The 12214-nt window shown below is 34.2% G+C and carries 10 protein-coding genes and 1 other annotated feature; of the genes, 7 read left to right on the forward strand and 3 right to left on the reverse strand.

Going from position 1 to position 12214, the window contains the following annotated elements:
* Positions 1-3: 3 nt before the first annotated feature.
* Together DN392_RS18860 and DN392_RS18865 are read right to left on the reverse strand one after the other, a co-directional pair.
* Positions 4-1089 carry a DUF418 domain-containing protein gene (locus DN392_RS18860; protein WP_131233630.1) on the reverse strand — a complete coding sequence of 362 codons (1086 nt, stop codon included), beginning with the start codon at positions 1087-1089 and terminating at the stop codon, positions 4-6.
* 1 nt (position 1090) lies between these two features.
* Positions 1091-1675: a TetR/AcrR family transcriptional regulator gene (locus DN392_RS18865; RefSeq protein WP_000045221.1), complete on the reverse strand. Its 585-nt coding sequence runs from the start codon at positions 1673-1675 to the stop codon at positions 1091-1093.
* 328 nt (positions 1676-2003) lie between these two features.
* On the opposite strand from DN392_RS18865, the gene DN392_RS18870 reads away from it, so the two are divergent.
* Positions 2004-3515, forward strand: a complete 1512-nt coding sequence (locus DN392_RS18870; protein ID WP_064460252.1) for a M36 family metallopeptidase — start codon at positions 2004-2006, stop codon at positions 3513-3515.
* Between the two features lie 103 nt (positions 3516-3618).
* On the opposite strand, the gene DN392_RS18875 is transcribed toward DN392_RS18870, so the two are convergent.
* Positions 3619-4101, reverse strand: a complete 483-nt coding sequence (locus DN392_RS18875; RefSeq protein ID WP_000709311.1) for a hypothetical protein — start codon at positions 4099-4101, stop codon at positions 3619-3621.
* A 63-nt stretch (positions 4102-4164) separates the two neighbouring features.
* Between DN392_RS18875 and DN392_RS18880 the strand changes: the two genes are divergently transcribed.
* From DN392_RS18880 to DN392_RS18905, 6 genes are all read left to right on the forward strand, one after another.
* The gene (locus DN392_RS18880) at positions 4165-5547 is read left to right on the forward strand and encodes a UDP-N-acetylmuramoyl-tripeptide--D-alanyl-D-alanine ligase (protein WP_033658769.1); all 1383 of its coding nucleotides are present in this window, start codon (positions 4165-4167) and stop codon (positions 5545-5547) included.
* Between the two features lie 66 nt (positions 5548-5613).
* Positions 5614-5825 (forward strand) — a binding site (T-box leader).
* 105 nt (positions 5826-5930) lie between these two features.
* Complete coding sequence (gene aspS / locus DN392_RS18885) at positions 5931-7229, forward strand: aspartate--tRNA(Asn) ligase (RefSeq protein WP_000534851.1); 1299 nt, start codon at positions 5931-5933, stop codon at positions 7227-7229.
* A gap of 179 nt (positions 7230-7408) precedes the next feature.
* Positions 7409-8593 carry a glycerate kinase family protein gene (locus DN392_RS18890; RefSeq protein WP_064469576.1) on the forward strand — a complete coding sequence of 395 codons (1185 nt, stop codon included), beginning with the start codon at positions 7409-7411 and terminating at the stop codon, positions 8591-8593.
* Positions 8590-10020, forward strand: a complete 1431-nt coding sequence (locus DN392_RS18895; RefSeq protein ID WP_088321163.1) for an SLC13 family permease — start codon at positions 8590-8592, stop codon at positions 10018-10020. The genes DN392_RS18890 and DN392_RS18895 overlap by 4 nt, the downstream gene beginning before the upstream one ends.
* A gap of 134 nt (positions 10021-10154) precedes the next feature.
* The gene (locus tag DN392_RS18900; RefSeq protein ID WP_061672897.1) at positions 10155-10838 is read left to right on the forward strand and encodes a response regulator transcription factor; all 684 of its coding nucleotides are present in this window, start codon (positions 10155-10157) and stop codon (positions 10836-10838) included.
* A 3-nt stretch (positions 10839-10841) separates the two neighbouring features.
* Positions 10842-12200, forward strand: coding sequence for a HAMP domain-containing sensor histidine kinase (locus DN392_RS18905; RefSeq protein WP_061672896.1), 1359 nt, complete (start codon positions 10842-10844; stop codon positions 12198-12200).
* The last annotated feature ends 14 nt before the right edge of the window (positions 12201-12214 follow it).

A 12214-nucleotide genomic window follows, 5' to 3' on the forward strand; every position in this document is an offset into this window, starting at 1 on the left:
AATTTATCCGGCTAATTTCCTCATAATCCATTCGATAGGTCCTCTAGAAAATTTCTTTCCCCATAACACACTAATTAAAATGCTGAAAATGAAAAATCCACTAGCAAATAATAAAACGAATAGTAGTGATTGTTGTTCCATTTTATTTAATAGAATTAACGTCCCAATACCGATAAATACATGGCTGACATAATGAGTTAATGTTAATTGTCCTGTTTGTACAATGGAAGTGACAAACCAATTATTTCTATATTTTTCAGCGATGTTGAGGCAAATGATTAATATAGCAATAGCGGATCCTGTAGCAGATAAAATATATAATACATTTGGTAAGATGGGTCCTGTATTAAATAAAAATGTGGCAGCCTCTTTGCCGATATATGGAATAAAAAAGTGAGTAAGCCCTTTTGATAAAAGTTCTGACAATATTGTAATTGTAATACCCAGTAAGAGTAATCTTTCTCTAATTTTCTTATTATGAAGATCTAACCTGCCAATTATCATACCGATTAAGAAGAACGAGAACCAAGGGAAAATAGGGTGATAGCCATTAAAGAATAAATTGCGAAGAAAACCTTGTATTGTCCAGAAGTCTACATAGTTTATGAATGGAGTAGGTGCTCCCCAACCTTCGAAAGTATTGAAAGTAAGCTGAAGAGCTTGTGCGATTAATAAAATAATGATAGAAAGAAAAAGTAATAGTTTTTTGCGTACTGTAATGAGTAATGCAGCGACGAAAAGGTAAACACCGTAGTAGTGTATTATATCCCCAGTCCACTCTAGTCCATATAGTAGTAATCCTAAAATAAATAAGAATAGTGATCGTTTCCATATGGTCTTTCGGCTATTAGAAATTTTTATTTTTTCATTGCTAGCAACGGCTGACCTAGTCATTAAAGTGATACCGATGCCTGCAAGTATAACAAACAAAGCAGAAGCTCTACCTTCAAATAGTGACATGAGGGTTATTAAAAAAGGGGGACCATTTCCTTCTGCACCTGTTATCACCATGAAATTAACAAGTAGCATACCAAACATCGCCAAAGCTCTAGCGAAATCTAAGCCGATAATGCGCTTTTTTGTATTCACTTCAATCCCTTCTTTCAAAAATGCTATTTACAGCTTCAATCCAAATTTGTTTATAATCTATCTTTGCATCAATCATCATAAAATTCCCGATATTATCAAGCACTAATGCTAACATATGAGCTTTTGAAACTAGATTTTTATTTTCAATTAATTGAAGTTTATTTGCTTTTGTAAGGAGTACCTCAAATCCATGTAAATATTCTGTTTGCACAGTTAGTAATCGATCTTTGTACATATTGTTTCTTGAAGATAGTAAAACATATTCTTGTAACACAAGATTAAAATAAGGGTCGTTTCGCTGTTCATCAATTATTTTAAGGCCAATTGCAATACATTTTTCAATAAAATTTGTTTTCGTAAATTCTTCTGTATGAAAATACGAAGAGAACTGCATAGCTTTACATAATTCAGTAAAAATACATTCAATCAAGGCATCTTTAGACTTAAAGTAGTAATATATAGATGGTTTTGCGATACCAACCTTCTCACCAATCATCGTATAAGTTGTTTTAGCAATACCGTACGTAGCAAAAAGGCGATAACTTGCTTCCATTATTGAAGAGAGTGTTTCTTCACTTTTACTCATAATAGATCCTCCTAAAAAAGGTTATTTAAATCGTATCATTCATTAATAATTTTTTCAACCTACCGTTAGGTAAAAAGTCTATTTTTTTAAACAGTAATATGAAAAGTTTCAGGGATAAGGAATGACTTTAGAAATTTCTTTCTAAAGTATTGTTTTCACTTTACGCATAAATATTGAGAAAATTTCACTGACCCTAAATGGAAAGGTAATAGAATTGTTTATAGAGAATTACTCGTAGATTCAATTTTTATCCCCCCATGTTGTGGGGAATGATTGCCTAGTGGTAATGGGATAAGGTTGAGCTACTTTATTAGGGGGGAGTGGTTCTATGTTTAATAAAAAAATGGTGGCAATGGCAATGACTGTGCCATTAGTAATGGGGACGATTTCTACGGTTTCGGCGTTGGAAAAACAACAGCAAGTAAAGCTAGAAGCTTATTCGCCGCAGAAAAAAGCAACTGAATATTTAAAAGAAAATGCTGCACAGTATGGATTGAAAACAGACCTTTCAGACTTGCAATATATTTCTACAACAGAAACGTCAGTAGCTTCATATGTTAGATTCCAACAAGTTGTTAATGGTGCGCCTGTATTTTCAAAACAAATTACAGTTACACTTAACGGAGAGGGAAAGGGCGTACTTGCTGTTTCTGATTATCAATCCGTCAAAGGTGTGAAGGAAGTAACGACAAAAATTAGTGAAAAAGATGCAATACAAAAATCAATGGCGTATGTTGGAGAAGCAAGTGAGCAAAACTTATGGGCTCCTACAGAGAAAGAATTCGGATATATTGTTGAAGAGGGAATTGCTCGTCCAGTATATAAAGTTGTAGTCCATTCTAATAACCCGTTTGGTGCATGGGAAACATTTATTGATGCAGAAAATGGGAAGTTAATTAAAAAGGTTGATATAAACCGAAAAGCTGAAGGGACAGGAAAAGTATTTTTACCTAACCCAGTCGTATCTAGTGGTAGTAAAGTAGGCTTAAAAGATAATAACGATGCGGATTCAACAGCGTTAACGAATCAATTGAAGACTGTTACGTTAAAAGGTTTAGATGGGACAGGATTTTTAATTGGAGAGTATGTAACAATTTCTTCAAAAGCAAAAACAAAATCTACAAATTTACAATTTAACTATACACGTGCAAATGATAGCTTTGAAGATGTTATGTCGTATTATCATATCGATACATTACAGCGTTACATTCAAGGGTTAGGTTTTAAAAATATTAATAATCGCTCTATTAAAGTGAATGTGAATGGAACGACGGCGGATAACTCATTTTATTCTCCGACAACGAAAGCTTTAACTTTTGGTACTGGCGGAGTAGATGATGCAGAAGATGCTGGTATTATCGCACATGAATACGGACATTCAATTCAAGATAACCAAGTTCCTGGCTTTGGTAGTTCAGCAGAAGGCGGAGCGATGGGAGAAGGATTTGGTGACTTCTTAGGTGCTACGTATGAAGATGCAGTATCGACAACAGGCTACGGAAAAGCATGTGTTGGAGAATGGGATGCGGCTGCTTATTCTAGTTCAGATCCGACGTGCTTGCGCCGATTAGATACGAATAAAGTGTATCCGAAAGATGTTACAAATGAGGTACATGATGATGGGGAAATTTGGGCACAAGGTCAATATGAGATGGCACAAGCTTTTGGACGTGATGTAGCAACGAAAATTATTTTACAATCACACTGGTCATTAACACCAAACTCTAAATTCAGTGATGGAGCAAAAGCGATTAAGCAAGCGGATGCTCTTTTATATGGCGGACAACATGCTGCTGATATCGATCGTATTTGGGCAGCAAGAGGAATTAGTACGAATTAATATAAAAAGTCGTGGCGTTTATAAGCCACGACTTTTTAATTTGCTTAAGAACTGGTACTAGTAAAGTAAGCTATATGAATGCTAATGTAAATTCATCCGCATTCTAGTTGTTTTTTTCGTCTTTAAAAACAAAATGCTCTTTAAATTTTCTAGACTCAACTTTTTGACCGTTTCTCATAGAGCGGAAAGGGTGTTCTTGCCAAGTAATGATTACATCAACTTCATCTGCTTTTGTGGCAACTGGAAAATTAGTATGTTCAAATCCAGTTTTTCCACTTGCTAAGCGACTTTCCTTTCGTGAGAAAAGTTCATATTTCGTTTTCGTTTTTGGCTCGTTGCGGAATACTTCGACTTGTACGTTATATACTTCACTGTTACCAACATTTTTTACTGAAAATTGATATGTTTTAAATTCATCTTCTTTAGCTTGAAGCATATTTTTATCTATGTTCTTCGGTTCATCAATATTCACTTTCCATTGATCAGAGTTTTGGGAGATTGGTAAAGATTTTGGTGAATAGGCGTATGTTTCATTCACTGCAATTAGGCATAACAAAAGAAGAAAGAAACTAATCGCTTTTTTCATATAAACACCTCGCTATAAAATTTTTATTAATATGCGTAAATGAAATGGAAATTATGTAATAAAATGGAAAGAGGTGATAATTTGATTCAAATGAATTTGAAAAAACTTGAAGAAGTAGTAGGTGGTGAAGGGTTACAAGAATCGTTTCATCACATAGAGATACATGGTGTCTGCATAGATTCCAAAAGCATTAAAGAAGGAAATTTATTTGTTCCAATCATTAGGGTGAAAGATGGACATGATTATGTGAAAGAGGCATTCGATAATGGAGCTGTCGCTTCCTTATGGAAAAAGTCTTACGGCACTCCGCCAAAAGGGATGCCAATTATATTTGTAGATGACACTTTATTTGCTTTGCAACAATTGGCACAATTTTATCGAAAAGAGCTAAATGTAAAAGTAATTGGAATTACAGGTAGTAATGGTAAGACAACGGTAAAAGATATAATAAGCACGATTTTAAGTACAACTCATCGTGTGCATAAAACAAAGGGGAATTTTAATAGTCAAATCGGTTTACCATTAACAATTTTAGAGATGAAACGAGATACAGAGTTTTTAATTCTTGAAATGGGGATGAGTGAAAAAGGACAAATTCGAAACTTATCAATAATAGCACAGCCAGATGTAGTAATCATTACAATGATTGGCCATTCTCACTTAGAGACGCTTGGATCAAAAGAAGAAATTGCGAAGGCTAAATTAGAAATTATTGATGGATTAAAAGGTGAAGGATTATGTTTGTATAATGGAGATGAACCATTGCTTTTGAAAAATAAGAATCTATCGAGTATAAATTGTAAGGCATTTGGTGAAAAGTATACAAATGATTTGATTCCAACAAACGTGCAATTAGATGAATATGGTGTTCATTTTAAATTAAATGATTCAAAAATACAGTACGATGTTCCCTTACATGGAAAACATAATATTTTAAATACGATTGTCGGAATCGCCGTAGGTCAATTTTATAATGTCACTACAGAAAAAATACAGAAAGCATTGCGACAAGTAAATATTACTCATATGCGCTTTCAATTTTTAACTGCTAAAACAGGGTTTACAATTATTAACGATGCATGGAATGCCAGTCCCTCTTCAATGAAGGCTGCAATTGAAACGTTACAGATATTAAATGCCTATAAGAAAAAAATGATAGTAATTGGGGATATGCTGGAGTTAGGGGAGAATGCTGAAACATATCATAGAGAAATTGGTAAAATGTTAAATGAAGAGAGCATTCAATATGTATTCACTTATGGAGAGTTAGCTGAAATTGTAGCGGAAGAAGCGAGAAAGAAATATGATACAGGAAAAGTACAGTCATTTAATAGTAAAGCCAAGATAGCAGAGGAAGTATTAAAAGTTATAACGAAAAAGGATGTTGTATTACTAAAAGGCTCACGTGGAATGGCTTTAGAGGAGATTGTACAAAATTGGATATGAAAAATCAAAATATATTAAAAAAGGCTTGCGTTTTATAAAGTGAAGAGATAGAATACTCTGTAAATATAAAAAGTGAGGATCAGGAAAAGTACATGATGCAAAGGTCTACAGAGAGCAATCGGTTGCTGAGAAGATTGCGATACCGCATGATGGAAAGACACCTGTGAGTGTTGCTTTGAACGTGATAATTAGTAAAAGCAAACGGTACCTACCGTTATCAGGGCTAAGATGGTCATTATGACAATTTGGGTGGTACCGCGGAACAATCCGTCCCTATTTATAGGGGCGGATTTTTGTATTCTTTTAAAGGAGGTGAGTGACCGTGGATGATGACGATGACAACAATAATGTAAATAAATATAAAATTAATGGAGGGAAAAATAATGGGGTCAATAATGAAGCGTTCACTCACAAAAGAATGTACGGAGCAAGGTGGAAAGGTTGTATTACTTCAAGGATGGGTAAAAAAGATTCGTCATCTAGGTAATGTTAGTTTTTTATTAATAAGGGATCGATCGGGAGTTATGCAATGTGTATTAGAAAATGAATTAGCTGGATATAAGGTAGATGTGGAAAGTGTCGTTCAAGTCGTTGGTGAAATTGTAGAGACTTCGAAAACAGAGTTAGGGGTTGAAGTGCTTGCTCACGAAGTGAAAATATTAAATGGCGCAGAACCACTTCCGTTTGAAATAAATAAAAAGAAGTTACAAATTGGTTTAGATCAACTACTGAATGAGCGGGTATTATCATTAAGACATGAGCGAACCGCGGCGATATTTAAAGTGAAATCTACACTCGTTCAGAGCTTTAGTGAATTTCTTATAGAGAACGATTTCACACGTATATTTACTCCGAAAATTGTTTCACAAGGGGCAGAAGGAGGAGCGAATGTTTTTAAACTTCCATACTTTCAAAAAGAAGCTTATTTAGCACAATCACCACAGTTTTATAAACAGATGATGGTAGCTGGAGGGTTAGAACGTGTTTTTGAAGTTGCACCTGTTTACAGAGCGGAACATCATAATTCTTCCCGTCATTTGAATGAATATATATCGTTAGACGTAGAACTTGGATTTATTCATGATTTTTATGAAGTGATGCAATTAGAAACGGATGTTTTACGATATATGTTTCAACAAGTAGCAAAAAACTGTGAAAAAGAACTACAACTATTACAAATAGAAGTACCTGTTATTATAGAAATACCGAAAATTACATTGTTAGAAGCGCAAGAAATTTTGAAAAATAAATACCGGAAAGAGTCGCCAAGTGGGGATTTAGATACAGAAGGTGAAAAACTACTAGGGAAATATGTGAAGGAAACATATAAGAGTGAGTTAGTTTTCATTACACATTATCCGAAAGAAGCTAGGCCGATGTATACGATGCCGAATAATGAGAATCCGTCTATTACTGATTCGTTCGACTTACTATATAAAGGATTAGAAATAACATCAGGGGCACAACGAATTCATGATTATGAAAAGTTACTTGCTTCTTTTAATGAAAAGGGATTACATCCAGATACATTTCAATCTTATTTAAATACATTCCGATACGGTTGTCCCCCGCATGGTGGTTTTGGAATTGGATTAGAGAGAGTTGTATACAAACTATTAGAATTAACAAATGTACGAGAGGCGAGTGCTTTTCCAAGGGACTGTACAAGACTTATCCCTTAATAATAAGGGAAGGAAATGTATCCGTTGTGCTATTTTATAGTACAACGGATTTTTTAGTTCATAAAACTCAGCACTTTCTCACCAAATTTTAATGTAAGCTTAATTGTTCTCTCTTTTTTCACCTTTAGTATAAGCCTTAGAAACGAAAGAGATATACAAGGTGAAGGGAGAAATATTACATGCGTATTTTAGTTGTACCATCAGGATTTAAAGAAAGTTTAGGGGCGAAGGAAGCTGCTGATGTAATGAAAGAAGGGATTTTAAAAGTCATGCCGTTAGCTACTGTAGAGACTTTACCAATGGTGGATGGTGGGGAAGGTTTTACAGAGGCAATTATAAATATTACTGGTGGAAAAATGTATGAAGTAGAAGTAACGGGACCTGTAGGAGAACAGATACAATCTTATTTTGGTGTTTTTGAAACGAGAAATGGTGAGCGTACAGCTGTTATTGAAATGGCTGCTGCAGCAGGATTACGCCTTGTACCGAGAAATTTACGTGATCCTAGAAAAACGACTACTCATGGTGTTGGGCAGTTAATAGAATTAGCTTTAAATAAAGGGGTAGATCGTATATTAATAGGGTGTGGTGATTCAGGAACATCTGATGGCGGAGCTGGTATGGCTGAAGCGTTAGGTGTAAAGTTTTTAAATGAAGATGGAAAGGAAATACAAATTCAAGGTGGAACCTCTTTATTACAAGTTTCAAACATAGATACATCACAAGTAGATCCTAGATTAAGGCATGTTCAAATCGATGTTGCCTGTAATTGGTTTAATCAATTATGCGGCGAGCAGGGAGTAGCGCGAGTATTCGGTCCGCAAAAAGGTGCTAACGAAGCCCAAGTAATAGAACTAGAAAAAGCACTGGAGCGCTATGCTTCTGTTATAAAAAAAGATATAAGTATAGATGTACATCATACGCCAGGTAGTGGTGCATCTGGCGGACTTGGTGCTGGACTGCAAGCTTTAATTGGTGCAACGCTTCATCCGAGATACGATATTATTATGAAGTATATGGATTTAAATAAACTATTGCTAGCGTGTGATCTTGTATTTACTGCGGAAGGAAGTATAGATTTTCAAACACCACGTGGAAAAATTCCAGCTGAGGTGGCTAAATGCGCAAAAAAATATGGATTACCAGTAATCGCATTAGTTGGGACAGTCGGTAAAGGTGCACGTATTAATTACGATTATGGAATTGATGCATATACAAGTATATTACCAATGCCATCTTCATTAGAAAATGCATTTTCTAATGCGGAGAAATGGCTTCGTGATTGTACAGAGGGTACGATGCGTACAGTTTTAGTTGGTTATCAAATCGCTTCTCGGTTGAATAAAAGTGGGTACGTATCATGATTGAAAAAAATGTAGTGGAATTACATGTGAACAGTACTGATCATCCGAAAACTAAGCCATCTTGGATTCTGCCCATAGCACTTATATTAATAGTAGAAATAGTTCTTTTGCTTCCATCGTCATTAACGATGGAAGCGAAATGGAGTTTGTTTGGATTTTGCTGTGCAATTATATTATGGACAACAACAACGATAAATTCGGCCTATATCGCACTTGGATCTGTTCTATTTCTAATTATTTCAGGAACAGCAAAGCAAGATTTTTTATTTGATTCGTTAGCTTCAGATGTCATTTGGCTTATGATCGGTTCCTTTATTTTAGGAAGGGCACTTCAAGTTACCGGTTTAGCTGAGAAAATGACGTGCTTTGTTGTAAATCGTGCTCGGAATATTTTGGGCTTGTGCGGGATTTTGACAATGATTATTCAAATACTCGCTTTCTTTATTCCATCAACATCTGGACGCGCAGCGGTTGTATTACCTGTTTTTCAAGCTATATCAAAAGAAATTGGGAGTAGAAGAATTACGAAAGCATTAGCAATTTTAATGCCTACTGTTATTTTAGTTTCAACAAGTTCTACAATTATTGGTGCAGGTTCCCATTTAATTGCCCTAGATATGTTAAAGGAATTTAATAATAAGGATATTACATTTGTGGAGTGGTTAATATGGGGATTTCCATTTGGATTCATAATGAGCTTTATAAGTTGTCGTGTAATATTATTTTTATTTTTAGACAAAGAGGAAGTAAAAACAAAACTGAAACAGAAAAAAGTTAAGTTTGAATTATCGCGAAATGAAAAGTATACAATCAGTACTTTAATAGCAATGGTAGCTTTTTGGTTAACAGAGTCGTTTCACGGTTTGGAAATTGCAATTGTAACGATAATCGGAGTGTTTTTATTAACTTTGCCAAAACTGGGCGTGATGCAGTGGAAAGAAAGTTTAAAAGGTGTCTCATGGAACTTAATTTTATTTGTTGGAGCAGCAATTGCATTAGGGAAATCTTTAATGGAGAGTGGTGCAGCGCAATGGATTATGCAGAAGTTATTTTTAGTAACAGAACTAATTAATAAGCAATCCATTTTCATCGTGTTACTCGTAATTGTTATTCTTTCAGTCACATCACATTTATATATTACATCTCACACAACGAGAGTGGTAATTTTTATTCCGCCATTATTATACTTTGCAAGTAGTCTACAGCTAAACGAAGTCGCTGTACTATTTTTAGGCATTGTTGGCATGAATTATTGTTTAACCTTTCCAGTCAGTTCTAAAGCATTACTTTTATTTCAAGAAAGTGATAGAGAAACTTTTCAGCCGCAAGATTTATTAAAGTTAAGTAGCTATTTAAGTGTTATGTATATGTTTGTAATGGTTGTATTTTACTATGCATATTGGCAGTGGGTTGGATTGTCTCTCTAAAAATCAGGAATATAATTCATTCCTGATTTTTTTTATTAAGTCGAAAAGAATATTGGGTATTATTTCTTTTGGAGGAAAGTATTACTTGTTATACTGAAATGGTATGAAAAGATTATATAATGCGGGAGGCTTTTATGGGAGAAAGGATTTTAATTGTTGAGGATGAAGAAAAGATTGCGCGTGTCGTGCAGTTAGAATTAGAGTTTGAAGGATATGAAAGTGAGATTGCTAAAACAGGAACAGAGGCAATGGAAAAGTTTCAAGCTAGTAAATGGGATTTAATTTTACTTGATGTAATGCTTCCAAATATAAGTGGGTTAGAAGTACTTCGAAGGATACGTTTGAAAAATGCTGTAATACCTATTATTTTATTAACCGCTCGTGACTCAGTTGTTGATAAAGTAAGTGGCTTAGATCAAGGAGCAAGTGATTATCTTACAAAGCCATTTCAAATAGAAGAACTTTTAGCGAGAATTCGTGCATGTTTAAGAATTTCAAACGTAAGAAAAGAAGAGGAAAATAGTAGTTATCAAATTGCAGATTTATATTTAGATGAGAAAACACGAGAAGTGAAAAGAGAGAATCATTTAGTGGAATTAACACCACGTGAGTTTGATTTATTACTATTTTTAATGAAGCATGAAAATCAAGTGTTAAATCGAGAACAGATCGTAACGAATGTTTGGGGATTTGATTATTATGGTGATACAAATGTTGTCGATGTGTATATTCGATATTTACGTAAAAAAGTAGATTGTAATGTGGACGTACCACTTATTCACACTGTTAGAGGTGTTGGGTATGTCTTAAAGGTGTAGTATATGAAAATTAAAAATAAAATATATTTATTCTCTACAGTATGGTTACTACTTATTTTGTTACTTATTAATAGTTCTATATACTTTTTGTTTTATAAAGTTACAACGAACGGAGAGTTAGAACGATTAAAACGTGAGGCAGTACATATTATAGAAGGAATGAATGCGGAATCAGCAAAAGAAATAGACGCAGTAAATCTACTACAACCATACTTACCTTCAAACGGTATGATTAGAGTTATTAATGAAAATTCAAATGTAATGATTAGACAAGAAGTGGATAGTACAAAACCAATCCCAGCAGTAAATACGAAATTTGAAAGAAAAGAATCGGCGGGAATTTATGAGAAGAATGGTGGGAAATTCGCTTATATAAAAATGCCAATTATTTGGAATGATGGGAAAATCGTTTCGTTAGAAATGACAGAACGTTTAGATAGTTTGCAAGAGAATTTGAATATGTTAAAAAATGTATTAGTTATTGCTTCACTTTTCGTTTTAATTCCGTCTTTTTTTGCGGGCAGAATGTTAAGTAAACTAATTTTAAAACCTGTAAACTCTTTAATACAAACAATGGAGCATATACAAGATAGAGGGATATTCAAAAAGATATCGCTAGAGAAAAAATCAAAAGATGAATTGTACAAAATGGGAACGACATTTAATAAAATGATAGATTTATTACATCAAAACTTTGAAAAACAACAGCAGTTCGTTTCAGATGCTTCACATGAATTGAGAACACCGTTAACAGTTATTGAAAGTTATGCAAAATTATTAAAAAGATGGGGAATGAAAAAACAAGATGTTTTAGAAGAATCTGTAGAAGCGATATACTCAGAGGCAGTAAGAATGAAAGGCATGACAAATCAAATGTTACTGCTTGCCAACAGTAGTGCAGAGTGGAAGTTGGAAACGAAAGAATCAGATGTAGTTCGTTTATGCAAGTTGACTGCGGAACAACTAGAAAAAACATATAATCGGGATTTTCGTGTTATTACAGAGGAAGAAAAGATTGTTGTAAATATTGATGAACAAAAAATAAAACAAGTATTAGTAGTATTATTGGATAACGCAATGAAATACAGTAAAGATTCAATCGATTTGATAGTAGGAATACAAAAGGAAAGAGTCTTTTTTTCTATTCAAGATTACGGTATGGGAATTCCTAAGGAGGATATACAGAAAGTGTTTGATCGCTTTTTTCGAGTTGATAAAGCGAGGAGTAGGGAAACAGGAGGAACAGGTCTAGGATTGTCGATTGCGAAACAAATTATTGATGCTCATGAAGGGAATATACAACTGGAAAGTGAAGAGGGAAAATGGACGAAAGTTACCGTATATTTGCCTCGTTTTTTATAAAGAGATAGGAGCTT

This window comes from Bacillus sp. BB51/4 (genome assembly GCF_008368845.1).
Lineage (GTDB): Bacteria > Bacillota > Bacilli > Bacillales > Bacillaceae_G > Bacillus_A > Bacillus_A wiedmannii.

Bases quoted from the DNA above. Each gene is read 5' to 3' on its own strand.
- DN392_RS18865 (WP_000045221.1), bottom strand. From the start codon at position 1,675: ATGAGTAAAAGTGAAGAAACACTCTCTTCAATAATGGAAGCAAGTTAT.
- DN392_RS18870 (WP_064460252.1), top strand. From the start codon at position 2,004: ATGTTTAATAAAAAAATGGTGGCAATGGCAATGACTGTGCCATTAGTA.
- DN392_RS18875 (WP_000709311.1), bottom strand. From the start codon at position 4,101: ATGAAAAAAGCGATTAGTTTCTTTCTTCTTTTGTTATGCCTAATTGCA.
- DN392_RS18880 (WP_033658769.1), top strand. From the start codon at position 4,165: ATGGAAAGAGGTGATAATTTGATTCAAATGAATTTGAAAAAACTTGAA.
- aspS (WP_000534851.1), top strand. From the start codon at position 5,931: ATGGGGTCAATAATGAAGCGTTCACTCACAAAAGAATGTACGGAGCAA.
- DN392_RS18890 (WP_064469576.1), top strand. From the start codon at position 7,409: ATGCGTATTTTAGTTGTACCATCAGGATTTAAAGAAAGTTTAGGGGCG.
- DN392_RS18895 (WP_088321163.1), top strand. From the start codon at position 8,590: ATGATTGAAAAAAATGTAGTGGAATTACATGTGAACAGTACTGATCAT.
- DN392_RS18900 (WP_061672897.1), top strand. From the start codon at position 10,155: ATGGGAGAAAGGATTTTAATTGTTGAGGATGAAGAAAAGATTGCGCGT.
- DN392_RS18905 (WP_061672896.1), top strand. From the start codon at position 10,842: ATGAAAATTAAAAATAAAATATATTTATTCTCTACAGTATGGTTACTA.